The 18,489-nt window shown below is 62.8% G+C and carries 16 protein-coding genes and 1 pseudogene; 12 read left to right on the top strand and 5 right to left on the bottom strand.

Annotation, left to right across the window (positions count from 1 at the left end):
- Positions 1–88: 88 nt before the first annotated feature.
- Positions 89–2,833, bottom strand: a complete 2,745-nt coding sequence (gene polA / locus UF78_RS00645) for a DNA polymerase I (RefSeq protein WP_045160084.1) — start codon at positions 2,831–2,833, stop codon at positions 89–91.
- Positions 2,834–2,908: 75 nt separating this feature from the next.
- On the opposite strand from polA, the gene UF78_RS00640 reads away from it, so the two are divergent.
- From UF78_RS00640 to ppnN, 3 genes are all read left to right on the top strand, one after another.
- Positions 2,909–3,190, top strand: coding sequence for a DUF2782 domain-containing protein (locus UF78_RS00640; protein WP_045160083.1), 282 nt, complete (start codon positions 2,909–2,911; stop codon positions 3,188–3,190).
- Between the two features lie 31 nt (positions 3,191–3,221).
- Complete coding sequence (locus UF78_RS00635; RefSeq protein ID WP_045160082.1) at positions 3,222–4,172, top strand: homoserine kinase; 951 nt, start codon at positions 3,222–3,224, stop codon at positions 4,170–4,172.
- 357 nt (positions 4,173–4,529) lie between these two features.
- Positions 4,530–5,903, top strand: a complete 1,374-nt coding sequence (gene ppnN / locus UF78_RS00630) for a nucleotide 5'-monophosphate nucleosidase PpnN (RefSeq protein WP_045160081.1) — start codon at positions 4,530–4,532, stop codon at positions 5,901–5,903.
- 60 nt (positions 5,904–5,963) lie between these two features.
- Here ppnN and UF78_RS00625 read toward each other — a convergent pair whose 3' ends face one another.
- The 3 genes from UF78_RS00625 to UF78_RS00615 form a co-directional block, all read right to left on the bottom strand.
- Positions 5,964–6,668 carry an NrdJb gene (locus UF78_RS00625; protein WP_045160080.1) on the bottom strand — a complete coding sequence of 235 codons (705 nt, stop codon included), beginning with the start codon at positions 6,666–6,668 and terminating at the stop codon, positions 5,964–5,966.
- Positions 6,669–6,715: 47 nt separating this feature from the next.
- A complete protein-coding gene (locus UF78_RS00620) occupies positions 6,716–8,866 on the bottom strand; it encodes an adenosylcobalamin-dependent ribonucleoside-diphosphate reductase (protein ID WP_045160079.1) in 2,151 nt (716 codons plus the stop codon).
- Between the two features lie 166 nt (positions 8,867–9,032).
- Positions 9,033–10,043: a zinc ABC transporter substrate-binding protein gene (locus UF78_RS00615; RefSeq protein ID WP_045160118.1), complete on the bottom strand. Its 1,011-nt coding sequence runs from the start codon at positions 10,041–10,043 to the stop codon at positions 9,033–9,035.
- Between the two features lie 65 nt (positions 10,044–10,108).
- On the opposite strand from UF78_RS00615, the gene zur reads away from it, so the two are divergent.
- From zur to UF78_RS00595, 4 genes are all read left to right on the top strand, one after another.
- Positions 10,109–10,594: a zinc uptake transcriptional repressor Zur gene (gene zur / locus UF78_RS00610; protein ID WP_045160078.1), complete on the top strand. Its 486-nt coding sequence runs from the start codon at positions 10,109–10,111 to the stop codon at positions 10,592–10,594.
- Positions 10,591–11,361: a zinc ABC transporter ATP-binding protein ZnuC gene (gene znuC / locus UF78_RS00605; protein ID WP_045160077.1), complete on the top strand. Its 771-nt coding sequence runs from the start codon at positions 10,591–10,593 to the stop codon at positions 11,359–11,361. The genes zur and znuC overlap by 4 nt, the downstream gene beginning before the upstream one ends.
- 6 nt (positions 11,362–11,367) lie before the next feature.
- A complete protein-coding gene (znuB, locus tag UF78_RS00600) occupies positions 11,368–12,156 on the top strand; it encodes a zinc ABC transporter permease subunit ZnuB (RefSeq protein WP_045160076.1) in 789 nt (262 codons plus the stop codon).
- 77 nt (positions 12,157–12,233) lie between these two features.
- Positions 12,234–12,734, top strand: coding sequence for a M48 family metallopeptidase (locus tag UF78_RS00595; protein ID WP_045160075.1), 501 nt, complete (start codon positions 12,234–12,236; stop codon positions 12,732–12,734).
- 93 nt (positions 12,735–12,827) lie between these two features.
- On the opposite strand, the gene katE is transcribed toward UF78_RS00595, so the two are convergent.
- The gene (gene katE, locus UF78_RS00590) at positions 12,828–15,023 is read right to left on the bottom strand and encodes a catalase HPII (protein WP_268988799.1); all 2,196 of its coding nucleotides are present in this window, start codon (positions 15,021–15,023) and stop codon (positions 12,828–12,830) included.
- 77 nt (positions 15,024–15,100) lie between these two features.
- Between katE and UF78_RS22790 the strand changes: the two genes are divergently transcribed.
- The 5 genes and pseudogenes from UF78_RS22790 to UF78_RS00570 form a co-directional block, all read left to right on the top strand.
- Positions 15,101–15,247, top strand: coding sequence for a hypothetical protein (locus UF78_RS22790; RefSeq protein ID WP_155397578.1), 147 nt, complete (start codon positions 15,101–15,103; stop codon positions 15,245–15,247).
- Positions 15,244–16,266 carry a methionine ABC transporter ATP-binding protein gene (locus tag UF78_RS00585; protein ID WP_045160073.1) on the top strand — a complete coding sequence of 341 codons (1,023 nt, stop codon included), beginning with the start codon at positions 15,244–15,246 and terminating at the stop codon, positions 16,264–16,266. The genes UF78_RS22790 and UF78_RS00585 overlap by 4 nt, the downstream gene beginning before the upstream one ends.
- Positions 16,266–16,931 (top strand): methionine ABC transporter permease, encoded by a 666-nt coding sequence (locus tag UF78_RS00580; RefSeq protein ID WP_045160072.1) that lies wholly within the window; start codon positions 16,266–16,268, stop codon positions 16,929–16,931. Before UF78_RS00585 ends, UF78_RS00580 begins: the two co-directional genes overlap by 1 nt.
- A gap of 74 nt (positions 16,932–17,005) precedes the next feature.
- Positions 17,006–17,779: a MetQ/NlpA family ABC transporter substrate-binding protein gene (locus UF78_RS00575; RefSeq protein ID WP_045160071.1), complete on the top strand. Its 774-nt coding sequence runs from the start codon at positions 17,006–17,008 to the stop codon at positions 17,777–17,779.
- 295 nt (positions 17,780–18,074) lie between these two features.
- Positions 18,075–18,489: pseudogene (locus UF78_RS00570) on the top strand (hypothetical protein); the annotation flags it as partial.

Here is an 18,489-nt window from a genome sequence, read left to right as displayed (position 1 = left end):
AAGTTCAACCAGGACTGAAGAAAATATTCCGACTACCGGTCAGCCGCTCTAGTACGTCATACCCAGGCCCCATTGGTGCGCGAGTTGTTCAATGCGCCTCGTCCCAGTTGTTGCCCACACCTGCCTCGACCAATAACGGCACGTCCAGCTCGGCGGCCTGACTCATCAGCGGACAAATCTGCGCGCGCACCTGCTCGACCAAGTCCTCGCGCACTTCGAGCACCAGTTCATCGTGTACCTGCAAGATGACGCGCGCATCCAGCCCACTCTCCTGCAGCCAGCTGTCGACGCTGATCATGGCGCGCTTGATGATGTCGGCGGCCGTGCCCTGCATCGGCGCATTGATCGCGGTGCGCTCGGCGCCCTTGCGCATGGCGCCGTTCTTCGAATTGATCTCCGGCAGATACAGCCGACGGCCGAACAGGGTCTCGACATAGCCTTGCTCGGCCGCCTGGGCGCGGGTGCGCTCCATGTAAGCGAGCACGCCGGGATAGCGCGCAAAGTAGCGGTCGATATAGGCCTGCGCCTCGCCGCGGGCGACGTCGATCTGTTTGGCCAGGCCGAAGGCGCTCATGCCGTAGATCAGGCCGAAATTGATCGCCTTGGCACTGCGCCGCTGATCGTTGGTCACCTGTTCCAGCTCGACGCCGAAGACTTCTGCGGCGGTGGCGCGGTGCACGTCCAGGTCGTTCTGGAAGGCATACAACAAGCCGGCATCCTGGGCCAGATGGGCCATGATACGCAGCTCGATCTGCGAATAGTCGGCCGCCAGCAGCTTGTAGCCGGGCGCAGCGATGAAGGCCTGGCGGATGCGCCGGCCCTCGGCGGTGCGGATCGGGATGTTCTGCAGGTTCGGGTCCGATGAGGACAGCCGCCCGGTTGCCGCCACCGCCTGGTGATAGCTGGTGTGGATGCGGCCGGTGCGCGGGTTGATCTGCTGCGGCAGCTTGTCGGTGTAGGTGCCCTTGAGCTTGCTCAAGGAGCGGTGCTGCATGATGACCTTGGGCAGCGGATAGTCCCGCTCGGCCAGCTCGGCCAGCACACTTTCAGCGGTCGACGGCTGACCGCCGGCCGTTTTCGACAGCACCGGGCAGCCGAGCTTTTCATAAAGGATCGCGCAGAGCTGTTTGGGAGAACCGAGATTGAATTCCTCCCCGGCGATCTCGAAGGCTTCGCGCTCGAGCTGTACCAGGCGTTCGCCCAGCTCGACGCTTTGCTGGCCGAGCAACTGCGCGTCGACCAGCGCACCGTTACGCTCGATGCGCGCCAGCACCGGCACCAGCGGCATCTCGATCTCGTTGAGTACCTTGAGTAGCGACGGTGTGGCTTCCAGCTTGCCGAGCAGGTTCTGATGCAAGCGCAGAGTGACGTCGGCATCCTCGGCGGCATAGGGGCCCGCCTGCTCGATGGCGATCTGATCGAAGGTCAGCTGCTTGGCGCCCTTGCCGGCAATGTCCTCGAAACGGATGGTGCCGCGACCCAAATACTTCAGTGCCAGGCTGTCCATGTCGTGGCGCGTGGCCGTGGCATCGAGCACGTAGGATTCGAGCATGGTGTCGAAACACATGCCGCGCATCTCCACGCCGTAATGCATCAGTACATTCATGTCGTACTTGCCGTGCTGGCAAATCTTCAACTTGTGCGGATCTTCCAGCAGCGGCTTGAGCGCGGCGAGCACCGCATCGCGGTCGAGTTGCTGCGGTACGCCCATGTAGCTGTGGCAAAGCGGCACGTAGGCGGCCTCACCCGCCTCGATTGCGAAGGAGAGGCCGACCAGTTGCGCCCTCTGCGCATCGAGGCTGGTGGTTTCGGTGTCGAAGGCGAAGCACTCGGCGGCCTGCAGACGCGCCAGCCAGCCGTCGAATTCGACCTGATCGAGCACGGTGCTGTAGCGGGCCTCGGCCTGGATCGAACAATCCTCCGGCTGCTCCTCGCAGTTCTCGCCGGCGACCTTGGCCTCGCGCAGCAACTCATCGAGCCAGTTCTTGAATTCCAGCTCACGGTACAGCGCGATCAGCGCCTCGCGATGCGGCTCGCCCGGCATCAGATCGGCGACTTGTACGTCCAGCGGTACGTCGATCTTGATCGTCGCCAGTTCGTAGGACATGAACGCCGCGTCGCGATGCTCTGCGAGCTTGGCAGCCAAGGATTTGGCGCCGCGGATCGGCAGGTCGCAGACCTTGTCGAGGTTCGCGTACAAGCCGTTCAGACCACCCTCTATGCCATTAAGCAGCCCGCAAGCCGTCTTCTCGCCAACGCCGGGCACGCCCGGGATGTTGTCGACCTTGTCGCCCATCAGCGCGAGGAAATCGATGATCAGCTCCGGGCCGACGCCGAACTTGGTCCTCACACCCTCGATGTCATAGACGCTGCCGGTCATGGTATTGACCAGGGTGACGTGCGGGCAGACCAGCTGCGCCATGTCCTTGTCGCCGGTGGAGATGATCACGTCGCGTCCCAGCGCCGCACATTGGCGCGCCAGTGTTCCAATCACGTCGTCGGCCTCGACGCCGTCGACGCACAACAGCGGCATGCCCAGCGCACGCACGCTGGCATGCAGCGGCTCGACCTGACTGCGCAGGTCATCCGGCATCGGCGGGCGATGGGACTTGTATTCGGCGAACAGGGTGTCACGGAAGGTCGGCCCCTTGGCATCGAAGACCACCGCGAACGGGCTGTTCGGATACTGCCGGCGCAGCGCCAGCAACATGTTCAGCACGCCCTTCACCGCACCGGTGGGCTTGCCGGTGGATGTGGTCAACGGAGGCAGGGCGTGAAAGGCGCGATAGAGGTAGGACGAACCGTCCACCAGAACGAGGGGCGCTTGGCTCATGAGCAGGATCAACCTTTTCGGCGGGACCGCAGCTAGAATGCATCGGACCACTTGACGACAAAGGGCAAGGTTATCATGCGCGCGATCAAACCTCTGATGCTGGCCAGCCTGTTGGCGTTCATGCCGCTGACCGGCTTCGCCCAGGAGCCCGTCGAGGGCGAGCCCGATGTGACCATTCGCCAGGAAGGTGAGCGGACCGTCGAGGAATATCGGGTCAACGGCTTCCTCTATGCTGTGAAGATCATCCCCAAGACCGGCAAGCCGTACTTCTTGGTACGCGCCGATGGCGACAGCAATTTCATCCGCGCCGACAAGCCGGATATGCTGATCCCCGCTTGGGAAATATTCAGCTGGTAACGCTGCAAAGACGTTTAACGGAAGGCCATTCATGTCGGTATTCACTCCGCTGCAACGCGAAGAGCTGGAAGTCTTTCTGGCGCCTTATCAACTCGGGCGCCTGCGCGACTTCGAGGGCATCGCCGCGGGCAGCGAGAACAGCAATTTCTTCGTTAGCCTGGAACAGGGTGAATATGTCCTGACCCTGGTCGAACGCGGCCCAACCCAGGATTTGCCGTTCTTCATCGAACTACTCGACGTGCTGCATCGGGCACGCCTGCCGGTGCCTTACGCATTGCGCACGGCACGCGGCGAAGCCCTGCGCAGCCTGGCGGAGAAGCCGGCGATGCTGCAGCCGCGGCTGCCGGGCAAGCATGTCACCGCGCCCAACGCGCACCACTGCGCCGAAGTCGGTCGGCTGCTGGCGCGACTGCATTTGGCCACCCGCGAGCAGATCATCGAACGTCGCAGCGACCGCGGCCTGGACTGGATGCAAGCAGAGGGCCCCAGCCTCGCCATGACCCTGCCCGAGGAGCAACTGCCGCTGCTGCGCGACGGTCTGGCGGAAATCGCCGAGCTGAAACCGAAGATCCTCACCCTGCCCCGCGCCAACCTGCACGCCGACTTGTTCCGCGACAACGTACTGTTCGAGGGCAACCACCTGAGCGGCGTGATCGACTTCTACAATGCTTGCGCCGGCCCGATGCTCTATGACATCGCCATCACGGTGAACGACTGGTGCTCCCATCCCAACGGTGAACTCGACGAGGAGCGCAGCCTGGCGCTGTTGGCCGCCTACTCCAGCCTGCGCCGGTTCACCCCGGCCGAAGCCGAGTTATGGAAACCGATGCTGCGCGTGGCCTGCGTGCGCTTTTGGCTTTCGCGTCTGATCGCCGCACAGAACTTCGCCGGGCAGCCCGTGTTGATCAAGGATCCTGACGAATTTCGCCATCTGCTCGCTGCCCGCCAGCAGTGCCACAGCGTATTGCCGTTCGCACTCTAGAGGGTTCCGCCGGGCAGAGCGCCGCGCGACGCCCGAGTACGGTACAGTTCAAGCATCCCGCTCGAGCGAAGACGAACGACGCCGTTTGCGGTCGTAGTCTTCGGCAGCGGCGCTCGCCATGCAGGGGCAAGGAACATTTCCATATCCCTGACGTCAAGAAGTCCCCATGCTCGTCGACGCGGCCGAAGTAACATGACCGGCTTTCGCCCCAGCCTGCGGATGCAGACTTTCGATCAACACTGGCGTCGCGCTGTCGAACCAGAATAACTACGCGCTCCGGGCCCAACCCGGACACGTCACATCCTGATGCGCCTGACCTGCCTGGCTCGGTGGCATTGTTTTCAGGGAACAGAACGAATGACCTCACGCTACGTAATCAATGCCTCGGTAAGCCCCAAAGGCAGTCTGGAAACGCTGTCGCAACGGGAAGTCCAACAACTGAGCGAAGCCAGTTCCGGCACCACCTACGCCCTGTTCCGCCAGTGCGCCCTGGCCATCCTCAACACCGGCGCGCGTATCGATAACGCCAAAACTATCCTCGAGGCCTATGACGACTTCGAAGTGCGCATCCACCAGCAGGATCGCGGCGTCCGCCTGGAACTGCTCAACGCGCCCGCCGATGCCTTCGTCGATGGCGAGATGATCGCCAGTACCCGCGAAATGCTCTTCAGTGCGCTGCGCGACATCGTGTACACGGAAAGCGAGCTCGGCAGCCAACGTATCGACCTGAGCAGCTCCCAGGGCATCACCGATTACGTTTTTCACCTGCTACGCAACGCCCGCACGTTGCGCCCGGGCGTCGAGCCGAACATGGTGGTGTGTTGGGGCGGGCACTCGATCAGCACCGAGGAATACAAGTACAGCAAGCGTGTCGGCCATGAGCTGGGGCTGCGCAATCTGAACGTCTGCACCGGCTGCGGCCCGGGGGTCATGAAAGGCCCGATGAAGGGCGCGACCATTGCCCATGCCAAACAACGCATTCTGGCTGGCCGATACCTGGGGCTGACCGAACCGGGCATCATCGCCGCCGAGGCGCCGAACCCGATCGTCAATGAGCTGGTGATCCTGCCGGACATCGAAAAGCGTCTGGAAGCCTTCGTCCGTGTCGGGCACGGCATCATCATCTTTCCCGGCGGCGTCGGCACGGCGGAAGAATTCCTCTATCTGCTGGGCATTCTGTTGCACCCGGACAACCGTGAGGTGCCCTTCCCGGTCATCCTCACCGGCCCGGAAAGCGCGGCGCCCTATCTGCAACAGTTGCGTGATTTCGTCGGTGCGACCCTCGGAGAGGAGGCCCAGCGCCACTATCAGATCGTCATCGACGACCCCGCCGAAGTGGCTCGTCAGATGGTCGAGGGGTTGAAAACAGTCAAACAGTTCCGCCGCGAACGCAACGATGCATTCCACTTCAACTGGCTGCTGAAGATCGAGGAAGGCTTCCAACGTCCCTTCGACCCGACCCATGAAAACATGGCCAGCCTGCAGCTGACCCGAGACGTACCACCGCATGAACTGGCAGCGAACCTGCGCCGGGCGTTTTCCGGAATCGTCGCAGGAAACGTCAAAGACAATGGCATCCGCCGCATCGAGCAGTTCGGCCGCTATGAGATCCATGGCGATCCGGCGATCATGAAACCACTGGATGAGCTGTTACAGGCCTTCGTCCTGCAACACCGGATGAAGTTGCCCGGTGGCCGCCCATACGAGCCGTGCTACCGGGTAGTGACCTGAACTGGGCGGGCCGGTGGACGGTTCGCGCCGTCAGCCGGCTGGCAGCGGCTCAGTAACCGTTCAGCCGCACTTCGAATTGCCGCAGTTCAGACAGGTGGCGCAGCCATCCATCTGCACCACGGCCTGGGTGTTGCATTTGTTGCACAGCTGCGCACCCGCCGGGAAGCCTTCCCCCGGCTCTACGGCCACCGCGCCCTGGCTGGCTTCGTAAGCCGCGCGCTTCTCGGCCAAGTACTTGAGCTGGGTTTCGTCCAGCGCGTGGCCTTCGAGCATGCCGATGGCAATCAGGTGACGCTCCAGTACGCCGCCGATCTCGGCGACGATCGACGGCATGTAGACACCGCCCTTCTTCAGGTAGCCACCGCGCGGGTCGAACACGGCTTTCAGCTCCTCGACCAGGAAAGTGCAGTCACCGCCCTTGCGGAACACCGCGGACATGATCCGTGTGAGCGCGACGATCCACTGGAAATGGTCCATGTTCTTCGAATTGATGAAAATCTCGAACGGCCGGCGCTGCTCATGGGGCGTGCCGGCGTTGAGCACGACGTCGTTCACGGTGACGTAGAGCGCATGCTCGAACAGCGGCGATTTGATCTTGTAGGTCATGCCAACCAGCGTTTCCGGGCGTTGCAGACTTTCGTCCATTTCCACCACGGTGGCCTTGCTGGGCGTGCCGGTACTGCTGTCTGGCGTTGCAACGGGGCGCTCGAGGGTTTCGTCGACAACCTTGAAGCCCTTGATGCGCTGGGTGATCTTGACGGTCATTGCGAATTCTCCATCCGGGCGGCGCGCGCCGTCCGACTATCAATGGCTCAGTACTTACCGTAATAGCCTTCTTTCAAGGCATCGAACAGGTTGGCCGCGGTGTTCACTTCGCCGTCGTACTCGACTTCCTCGTTGCCCTTGAGCTCGACCACGCTGCCATCTTCGAGCACGAAGCGGTACAGGGTCTTCTCCAGATCGGCCTCCTTGACCAGCACCCCCTGAAAAGCGGCCGGATTGAAGCGAAAGGTGGTGCAGCCCTTGAGCCCCTGACGCCAGGCATAGCGGTAGATGTCCTTGAACGCCTCGAAGGGGTAGTCGGTGGGTACGTTGGCGGTCTTGGAAATCGACGAGTCGACCCATTTCTGCGCTGCGGCCTGAATATCGACGTGCTGCGTCGGGGTGACGTCGTCGGCGGTGATGAAGTAGTCGGGCAGCTGCTGCGCCGGATCACCGGAGCCTGGCTGCGCCTTGGGATTGATCAGCGTGCGGTAGGCCAGCAGCTCGTAGCTGAACACCTCGATCTTTTCCTTGGCCTTGCGACCGGCGCGGATCAGGTTGCGTGAATAGTGGTGGGCGAAGCTCGGCTCGATACCGTTGGAGGCGTTGTTGGCCAAGCTCAGGCTGATGGTACCGGTGGGCGCGATGGAACTGTGATGGGTGAAGCGCGCGCCCTGCTCGGCCAGTGCCTCGATCAGCTCGGGCGCGTATTCGGCGATCTTCTGCATGTAGCGCGAGTACCGCGCATGCAGGACGCGGCCCGGTACCTGGTCACCGACCTTGAAGCCGTCCTTTTTCATTTCCGGGCGCTTGCGCAGCATCTCGGCGGTCACGTCGAAGGTCTCAGTCAACAGCGGCGCCGGGCCCTTCTCTTTCGACAGTTCCAGCGCCTGTTCCCAACCAACCAACGCCATTTCACGCGCGACTTCTTCGGTGAACACGCAAGCTTCCGGACTGCCGTAGCGCAACTTGAGCAGGGTCAGGGCCGAGCCGAGGCCGAGGAAGCCCATACCATGACGACGCTTGCTTTCGATCTCATGGCGCTGCTGTTCCAGCGGCAGGCCATTGATCTCCACCACGTTGTCCAGCATGCGGGTGAACAGGCGCACCACTTCGCGGTACTTGTCCCAGTCGAAGCGTGCATCGATGCCGAACGGATCGATGACGAAATGAGTCAGGTTGATCGAGCCCAGCAGGCAGGAGCCATAGGGCGGCAGCGGTTGCTCGCCGCAGGGGTTGGTGGCGCGGATCGCTTCGCACCACCAGTTGTTGTTCAGCTGGTTGACCCGGTCGATGAGAATGAAGCCCGGCTCGGCGTAGTCGTAGGTGGACACCATGATCATGTCCCACAGGTGCCGCGCCTTGACCCGCCCGTAGATCTTGCAGGCCACCAGACCATCATCGCGCACGACGTAGCCGTCGTGGCTCGGCCACTCGCGCCAGACCACCTGCTCTGAGTCTTCGAGGTCCAGCTCGGCCTTTTCCTTGAGGTGCAGCGGGAAGATCAGCGGCCAGTCGGCATCGCTGTCTACCGCCTGCATGAACTCATCGGTGATCAGCAGACTCAGGTTGAACTGGCGCAGCCGACCGTCCTCACGCTTGGCGCGGATGAATTCGCGCACGTCCGGATGGCCGACATCGAAGGTACCCATCTGCGCGCCGCGCCGACCGCCGGCGGAGCTGACGGTGAAGCACATCTTGTCGAAGATATCCATGAACGACAACGGTCCGCTGGTATGTGCACCGGCCCCGGAAACGAATGAGCCGCGCGGGCGCAGCGTGCTGAACTCGTAGCCGATGCCGCAACCGGCCTTGAGCGTCAGTCCGGCCTCGTGAACCTTGCCGAGGATGTCGTCCATCGAATCGCTGATGGTGCCGGAGACGGTGCAGTTGATGGTCGAGGTGGCGGGTTTGTAGTCCTGCGCGCCAGCGTTGGAAATGATCCGTCCGGCGGGAATCGCGCCGTTGCGCAGCGCCCAAAGGAAGCGCTCGTACCAGTGTTCACGCTGCTCGGCCGGCTCAACGTCGGCCAACGCCCGCGCCACCCGCTGCCATGTGGCATCGACGCTGTCGTCGACCGGGCTGCCATCCTTGCGGGTCAGGCGGTACTTCTGCGCCCAGATATCTTCGGAGGCCGCCTGCAAGGCGATGCTGGAAGTGGTCTTGCTTTGTGCCGCGATGGGCCCGTCCGTCTTCGCCATGCGCTACGCATCCTCGTGTCGATGATGAAAAACCGAAGCAAGAAGCTTATGCCAGGTAGCGGGAAAGAACACCTGATCCCAGTCAACTCCATCGACGTGCGGAAGCTGCGCGGCGATGGCGGACTCGCCTCAACGCAGCCAAGCGCATCGGCGTCACATCGAGGCGCTAGAGCGATTCCACGCATTCGGCGAGCGAAGTTCCGAGGTTTTCGATCAACCTCGCATAGCCGTCAGCATTAGCATCGATACCATGGCCCATGGCATCCAGCTCGGCCACTTTTGCCGGCAGACCGCGGACCAGGGCGCTAGCCAGACGCGGACGGGCCGGTGGTTCGTGGAACACGCAGCTGGGGCCTGCCTGTTCGAGACGCTGGCGCATCTCCGCCACGTGACGCGCTCCGGGCTGGGCCTCGCCACCGGCGCTGAACACACCGGTGTGCTCGAGGCCGTAAGCCGCCTCGAAATAGTCGTAAGCCTCGTGGAATACAAAGAAGGGTTTATTGCCGATGCTGCTCAGCCGCGCCTGCAGACGCTTGTCGAGCTCACCCAGACGCTGCCTGAACGCCTCGAGATTCGCCTGATAGCGCGGCGCATTGGCCGGATCGACAGCCGCCAGGTCGCCAGCCATTCGCACGGCGATGACCTCGGCGTTGGCCGGCAGCAGCCAGAGGTGGGCATCGAGACTGCCCGGACGGTGCGCGTGATCATGCTCGTGGTGATCCGCCGTTGCAGGTTCGTCGTGGCTCTCGTGCGCGTCCTGCGACTCGTGCGCATGCTCATCGTGGTCGTCGTGACCCGCATGCTCGTCATGGCCGTGGGAGGCGTCATGCGCGTCGCCGAAATGACGCAGCGTCAGGCCCGGCAACGACTGGACGGCTAAGCTCGAGCCTTTGCGCCCTTTCAGCACCGGCTCCAGAAAGCCCTCCATGTCCGGGCCGATCCAGTAGAGCAGATCGGCACTGCGAACATGCCGTACGTCGGAAGGTCGCAGGGCATAGTGATGGGCCGAAGCGCCCGGTGGTAGCAAAACCGCCGGCTTGCCGACACCGTCCTGAACGGCAGCGGCGATCAGCTGCAGGGGCTTGATGCTGGTCAGCACCTCGATCTCGGCATGGGCTTGGGCGCTGCTGAAAAGGCTGGCGGTCACTAGAAGCGGTATCGAAAAAAGACGAAACACGGGCAACACTCGATTGAACTGAATGGGTAACATAATAACGTCTCTAAGCCACCTCGTCTCCGCTCATGCCCAAGTCCCCGCTGGCCTGCACGCCCCATGACCATGACCACTGCGTCAGCAGTGCCCTGGCCGAAGCCGACCTCCTCTGCGAGCGCTCCGGTGTGCGCCTGACCGCCCTGCGCAAGCGTGTACTGGAGCTGGTCTGGCAAAGCCACAAGCCGCTCGGTGCCTACGACATCCTTGCCGAACTGACGGCCCAGGATGGCCGCCGCGCGGCGCCGCCCACGGTTTATCGAGCATTGGATTTCCTGCTGGAGAACGGCCTGGTGCACCGCATCGCCTCGCTCAATGCGTTCATCGGATGCAACCACCCCGAGCACCCGCATCAGGGCCAGTTCCTGATCTGCCGCAACTGCCATACGGCCATCGAGCTGGAACAGCCGAGCATCAGCGAGGCCATCGATCAGTCCGCGCGCAGCGTGGGTTTCCAGGTCGAAGGCCAGACGGTGGAAGTAGTCGGCCTCTGTGCGCCGTGCCGGAGCACTGCATGAACGAGGCGCTGATCCGCCTGGATGATATCCATGTGCAGTTCGCCAAGCAGACTGTCTTGGAAGGCGCTGAACTACGGGTGCACCGTGGCGAGATCGTCACGCTGATCGGCCCTAACGGGGCCGGCAAGACCACGCTGGTACGCGCCGTGCTCGGCTTGCTGAAACCGGACAGCGGCGCGGTCTGGCGCAAGCCGAAACTGCGCGTCGGTTATATGCCACAGAAGCTGCACGTCGACCCGACCCTGCCGCTCTCTGTGCTGCGTTTTCTGCGTCTGGTGCCGGGTGTGGATCGCGCAGCGGCCTTGGCCGCGCTGAAGGAAGTCGGCGCCGAGCAGGTGATCGACAGTCCGCTGCAGTCCGTTTCCGGCGGTGAGATGCAACGGGTGCTGCTGGCGCGCGCACTGCTGCGCGAGCCGGAGCTGTTGGTGCTGGACGAGCCGGTGCAGGGCGTCGATGTCGCCGGCCAGGCCGAGCTTTACCGGCTGATCGGCCGGCTGCGCGAGCGTTACGGCTGCGGCGTTCTGATGGTTTCCCATGACCTGCATCTGGTGATGAGCGCGACGGATCAGGTGGTTTGCCTGAATCGTCATGTGTGCTGCTCGGGCCATCCAGAGCAGGTCAGCACCGACCCGGCCTTCGTCGAACTGTTCGGCCAGGACGCGCGCAGCCTCGCGGTCTATCACCACCAACACGACCACAGCCATGACCTGCACGGCAGCGTGGTCACTGGCAAACCCCATATTCACGGCCCGAATTGCAAGCACTGATCACCAATGCCTGACTTCCTTCTCAACGCACTACTCGCCGGCCTCGCGCTGGCGCTGGTGGCCGGCCCGCTCGGCTCCTTCGTGGTCTGGCGGCGCATGGCCTATTTCGGCGATACGCTCTCGCATTCCGCGCTGCTCGGCGTGGCGCTGGGGTTGATGCTGGAGGTCAACCTGACCCTGGCGGTCATCGTCTGCTGCGTGCTCCTGGCGGTTCTGCTGGTCACCCTGCAGCAGCGTCAGCCGCTGGCGTCGGACACGCTGCTGGGCATCCTCGCGCACAGCACCCTATCCCTCGGGCTCGTATCGCTGAGCTTCATGCAGGACGTGCGCATCGACCTGATGGGCTATCTGTTCGGCGACCTGCTGGCGGTTGGCCCAACGGATCTGGCCTGGATCGCCGGCGGCAGCGCGTTGGTGCTGCTGGCGCTGATCCCGTTGTGGCGACCATTGCTGGCGGTGACCGTGCATGAAGAACTGGCAAAAGTGGAAGGGCTGCCGGTAGCCGCCATACGGATGGCGCTGATGCTGCTGATAGCCATGGTGATCGCCGTGGCGATGAAGATCGTCGGCGTGCTGTTGATCACTTCGCTGTTGATCATTCCGGCCGCGGCGGCCCAGCGCCACGCCCGCACCCCGGAGCAGATGGCCCTGGGCGCGAGTCTGATCGGCCTGCTCGCGGTCTGCATGGGTCTGTCGCTGTCATGGTACGAGGACACTCCGGCCGGACCGTCGATCGTGGTGTCGGCGGCGGCGCTGTTCCTGCTGAGCTTCGCCTGGCGGCGCCGCCCGGGTTAGTCCATCTAATCGAGGGCGACCGCACAGTCCTCAACGGTTCCCGCCACACGACACTGACCACCGCTTACGGCACAGACATGAACCCCACCGCCTCCCTGCGCTATCTGCAAGGCTATCCGGACGCCTTGCAACAACAGGTCCGTCAGTTGATCGCCGAAGATCGGCTGGGGGATTACCTCGAAAGACGCTACCCGCAGCGCCATCAGGTGCAAAGCGACAAGGCGCTGTATGGCTACGTCCAGCAATTGCGGCAAACCCATCTGAAAAGCGCACCGGGTATCGACAAGATGCTCTATGACAATCGCCTGGACCTGACGCACCGCGCCCTCGGCCTGCATACCGCGGTATCGCGGGTTCAGGGCGGCAAACTCAAGGCGAAGAAGGAGATCCGTGTTGCCGCGTTGTTCAAGGAAGCGGCACCGGAGTTCCTACAGATGATCGTCGTCCATGAGCTGGCGCACCTGCGCGAAAGCGACCACAACCGAGCTTTCTACAAGCTCTGCGAACACATGATGCCCGGCTACGCACAGACCGAATTCGATCTGCGCTGTTACCTGCATTGGCGTGAGCTTTCCTAGCCGGACGCCTTCGCCCGTTGACCTGAACGACAGGCATAAGGAAGCCCGGCACTCGTCGCTACACGAGTGCCGGGCCGTTCTGTCGAATGACGCTTACGCCGGCACTTGCTCTGCCAGCGGCTCGCGCGCCCAGATCCGATGTTGCGCCAAGGCTTGGGCGAACGCGCTGAACACAGTGCCGACATCTCCATCGTCACCACTCACCAGACCAGCGTCTTCCGGCAGATTCAGCGCCGCCAGCAACTGCCGGGCATCGCCCAGTACCGCGATCGGCTTGAGGTGCTTGTAGGCTTCGAGCAGGTAATGCTTGGCCACGCCGGACTTGGCCATGGCCTGCACGCTCTGCGCACCGCCGGGAATAAACACCGCATCGAAGGCGATCGAGGGCATGCCATCCATCGCCGCGTCGGGCGTGAGCATCTTTCCATCGGCGGTCTTCACCGGCGCGGGTGACGGGCCGATCAGCTTGGCCAGCGCGCCCTCGTCCGCCAGCTTCTTCTTGAACGCCTCGATAGCCTTGCCGTCCACGCCGTTGGCGATGAGGATGGCCACCTTGCGCGACTTGATGTTGCCCGACAGGTGATTGGTCAGGCTCAGCGCCGGCGAGCTGGCCGGTGTCGGCTGCTTGAGGCTCACGGTTGGCGCAGACGGCGGCGTCACGCCGATGTTCTCGGCAACCCGGCGCGCCAGCTCAAGATCGATGTTGGCAAGAATCTCATTGACCTGGCGCTCGCGAATGAACACCCGCTCGACCTTGCCCAGCTCGAAACTGTAGGCCCCGATGATGTGCTCCTTCTCCGGCGCACTCATGCTGTTCCAGAACAACGTGGCCTGGGAGAAGTGATCACCGAAAGACGGACTGCGCACGCGCACCTTGTGCCCTTCCATGCGCTCGGGGTAGCTCTCGAATCCGCCGCCGCTGGCCGCCGGCGGCGTTTCCTTCGGCCAGCCGCTGTCGATGGAGTTGGGCTCGTAGTTGGCGCGGCCCTTATTGATGGTCTGCCGATGGAAAGCATCGCGCTGGTTGTTGTGCACCGGCGCAATCGAACGGTTGATCGGGATCTCGTGGAAGTTCGGCCCGCCGAGGCGCAGCAGCTGGGTGTCGGTGTAGGAAAACAGCCGGCCCTGCAGCAGCGGATCATTGGTGAAGTCGATGCCGGGCACGATGTGGCCGATATGAAACGCCGCCTGCTCGGTCTCGGCAAAGAAGTTGTCCGGGTTGCGGTTGAGGGTCATCTTGCCGAGCTTTTGCACCGGCACCAGCTCCTCGGGAATGATCTTAGTCGGATCGAGCAGGTCGAAATCGAATTTGTGCTCGTCGGCCTCTTCAACCACCTGCACGCCCAGCTCCCATTCGAAGTAGTCGCCCATCTCGATGGATTCCCACATGTCGCGGCGGTTGAAGTCCGGATCCTTGCCGGCCAGCTTCAGGGTTTCGTCCCAGATCAGCGAGTAAGCGCCGGCCACCGGCTTCCAGTGGAACTTGACGAAGCGACTGGTGCCCTCGGCATTGATCAGACGGAAAGTGTGCACGCCAAACCCTTCCATCGCCCGATAGCTGCGTGGGATGGCACGGTCGGACATGGTCCACAGCACCATATGCGCCGATTCGGGCGTCAGCGAGACGAAATCCCAAAAGTTGTCGTGGGCCGACTGGCCCTGCGGAATCTCGTTGTGCGGCTCGGGTTTGACCGCATGCACGAAGTCGGGAAACTTGATCGCGTCCTGGATGAAGAACACCGGCATGTTGTTGCCGACCAGATCGAAGTTGCCTTCATCGGTGTAGAACTTAGTGGCAAAACCACGCACATCGCGCACGGTGTCGGCCGACCCGCGCGAGCCCTGCACGGTAGAGAAACGCACGAACACCGGTGTCTCTTTCCCCTTGCCGGCGAGGAAGGAGGCCTTGGTCAGCGCGCTGTGGTCGTCGTAGCTGACGAATACGCCATGCGCCGCGGCCCCGCGAGCATGGACGATTCGCTCGGGAATGCGCTCGTGATCGAAGTGCGTCAGCTTCTCGCGCATGATGAAGTCTTCGAGCAGCGATGGACCTCGCTCCCCTGCCCTCAGGGTGTTCTGATTGTCGGCGATCTTCACGCCCTGATTGGTTGTCAGCGCTTCGCCGGTGGCGCCGCTGCGGGATGCGCCAAGGTCGTCGAGCTTGGCGTTGTGATTCTGGCGATCGACGGTATCGCTACCGGCCAGTTCGCTGTGCTTTGGATCTTTCTTGTCCGTCATCATGGGCCTCGGTAGAGCGATAGGGACTAATCCGCGAAGGAACCTGGCCATGCTGATGGTGGCCTGATACCTGCTCCGATTCACGGCGTACCGGTTAGTGACCCACTTGACCCGCTCAAGGTTGCGTCATGCGGCGTTTCGATGTGCTTATCGGGGTGCTGGCGGGTCTCAATGTCTGCAGGTTCGCTACGCCGAAGCACCGCAAACGCGTAGAATGCACGCCTTTCGCCGACTATCCCGGCACTGACGACCGCACCCACAAGGTTCGCCCGTGATCGAATTTCACCAAGTCCATAAAACTTACCGGAGCACCAACGGCCGCGGCGCCAGCCGCGAGATCCCTGCGCTCAAGCCGACCCAGTTGGAAATCGGTGCCGGGGAAGTGTTCGGCCTGATCGGCCATTCCGGCGCCGGCAAGAGCACCCTGTTGCGCCTGATCAATCGCCTGGAAGAGCCCTCCGGCGGCCGCATCCTGGTCAGTGGGGAAGACGTCACCGCACTGGATGCCGACGGCCTGCGACGCTTCCGCCAGCGCGTCGGCATGATCTTCCAGCACTTCAACCTGCTGATGTCCAAGACGGTGGCCGACAACGTCGCCATGCCGCTGCGCCTGGCCGGCATTCGCTCGCGCAGCGAGATCGACGCCCGCGTCGCCGCCCTGCTCGACCGCGTCGGCCTGAAAGACCATGCGCGCAAATATCCGGCCCAGCTCTCCGGCGGGCAGAAGCAGCGCGTCGGTATCGCCCGCGCGCTGGCCACCGAGCCGGACATCCTGCTCTGCGACGAGGCCACCAGCGCGCTGGATCCGCAGACCACCGCCTCGGTGCTGCAGCTGTTGGCGGAGATCAACCGCGAGCTGAAGCTGACCATTGTGCTGATCACGCATGAGATGGACGTGATCCGCCGTGTCTGTGACCGCGTCGCGGTGATGGATGGCGGCGAAATCGTCGAGCAGGGGCCGGTCACCGAGGTATTCCTGCACCCCCGACACCCCACCACCCAGCGTTTCGTGCTGGAAGACGAGGCGGTCGACGAAGGTGAGCAACGAGACGATTTCGCTCACGTACCCGGCCGTATCCTGCGCCTGACGTTCCAAGGCGATGCGACCTACAAGCCGTTGCTAGGCACCGTCGCGCGGGAAACCGGGGTCGACTTCAGCATCCTTTCGGGGCGCATCGACCGCATCAAGGACACGCCCTATGGCCAGCTGACCCTGGCCCTGGTCGGCGGCGACATGGCTGCCGCGCTGGATCGCCTGGATGCCGCAGACGTGCATGTGGAGGTATTGCGCTGATGGATGCTCTACTGGCAAACGTCGACTGGTATGAGATCTGGCTGGCCACGCTGGACACCCTGCTGATGCTCGGCGGCTCGCTGCTCTTCACCATTCTGCTGGGCCTGCCGCTGGGCGTGTTGCTGTTCCTCGCCGGCCCGCGGCAACTGTTCGAGAACGGTCCGCTGTATGCCTTCCTCTCGTTCGTGGTCAACGTGCTGCGCTCGCTGCCGTTCATCATTCTGCTGATCGTTATGATCCCCTTCACGGTGCTGATCACCGGTACGTCGCTGGGTGTCGCTGGCGCGATCCCGCCGCTGGTGGTGGGCGCAGCGCCGTTCTTCGCACGGTTGGTGGAGACGGCCCTGCGCGAAGTCGATCGCGGCATCATCGAGGCGACACAGGCGATGGGCGCCACCACCCGGCAAATCATCTTCAGCGCATTGCTGCCCGAGGCTCGTCCCGGCATCATCGCCGCCATTACCGTGACGGCCATTACCCTGGTCTCCTACACCGCGATGGCCGGCGTGGTCGGCGCCGGCGGGCTCGGCGATTTGGCCATCCGCTTCGGCTATCAGCGCTTCCAGACCGACGTCATGGTGGTCACCGTAGTGCTGCTATTGGTGCTGGTGCAGGTGCTGCAGAGCGTTGGCGACAAGCTGGTCACGCATTTTTCCCGTAAGTAAATAGTTGCCCTAGATAACCTATGTTCAACCACAGATGCCGGCGCCCCGCGCGCCGCATCGAAAAGGAGTCTTCCATGAAAAAACTGCTTGCCGCCTTTGCCGCTGTCGCGGCCTTCTCCGCCCAGGCTGCCGACGAGCTGAACGTTGCCGCAACCGCCGTCCCGCACGCGGAGATCCTCGAATTCGTCAAACCCCAGCTGGCCGAGCAGGGCGTCGATCTGAAAGTGAAGGTATTCACTGACTACGTGCAGCCGAACATCCAGGTGGCCGAGAAACGTCTGGACGCCAACTTCTTTCAGCACCAGCCGTATCTCGATGAATTCAACAAGGGCAAGGGCACCGAGCTGGTCAGCGTCGCTGGCGTACACATCGAACCCTTCGGCGCCTATTCGAGCAAGCTAAAGTCCCTCGACGAGCTGCCCAGTGGCGCGACCGTGGTGATTCCCAACGACGCCACCAACGGCGGCCGTGCGTTGCTGCTGCTGGCCAAGGCCGGCGTGATCATCCTGCAGGAAGGTGCCGGCATTACCGCCACGCCAAAGGACATCGCCGAGAACCCGAAGAACATCAAGATTCGCGAACTGGAAGCCGCGACCCTGCCGCGCGTGCTGACCCAGGTCGACCTGGCGCTGATCAACACCAACTACGCGCTGGAAGCCAAGCTGAACCCCACCGAAGACGCCCTGTTCATCGAAGGCAGCGACTCGCCCTACGTGAACATCCTGGTCGCCCGTCCGGACAACAAGGACAGCGCCGCCATGCAGAAGCTGGCCCAGGCCCTGCACAGCGACGAGGTCAAGCAGTTCATCAACGAGAAGTACCAGGGTGCCGTAGTTCCAGCGTTCTGATCGCCTGTGAGCTAGCCCAACGAACCCCGCCCTGTGCGGGGTTTTTTATGCGCGGCCCACCGCACAAAAAAGCAGCCAGGGCATAGCGAGCAACCTTTAAGTGAATTGATTCATGTCGCGGACCGCCTGCTGTTGAGCCGACCGGCCCAGTGCGTCAGTCTTCAGCGGCGAACTACCTCCATGGACGGAACCAACATGCACACGCAAGCGACCCAGATTTACCTCGCCATCAAGGGGATCAAACAGCCCTACCTCTTCGACATCCAGCTGACCCAACTCTAGGGAGTTAAACAGGATGCGAAATATCCTCGCTCAACGGTTCAGCGTTTGCTTGCTCGCGACAGCACTGAGCGCCTGCAGCTCTATGGCCACGCTCACTGGTGACAGTTTTACCTTTGAAGGCCAGCTACCGGCCAACTTCTCCATGCGAGCCCAAGCGCATTACGGCGTCGCCAACGACTGTAAGGGTCGCAGCCAGGCACGCTCATTCGAGAGCGGCTTTCGGAGCACATCTCAGCAGTATCGCTTCAGCATTCCCGTCAGCTACCGCGACGGCCTCTGCGAAATGCGTTTGGCCCGTGTTGGGCTGTACATCCATGGTCGCTACGGCGACAAGGAATGGCAACGCACCTATGACAATGGCGGACTGGTGCTGGTCGATACACTGCCGCAAGGCGCGCCTGCTTTTGATAGCGATGGCCACCTGAGCA

This window comes from Stutzerimonas stutzeri (assembly GCF_000952685.1).
In the GTDB taxonomy this organism is placed as follows: domain Bacteria; phylum Pseudomonadota; class Gammaproteobacteria; order Pseudomonadales; family Pseudomonadaceae; genus Stutzerimonas; species Stutzerimonas stutzeri_E.
Note: the sequence above shows the minus strand (reverse complement) of the source record. Positions and strands in the feature narration are given on the sequence as shown.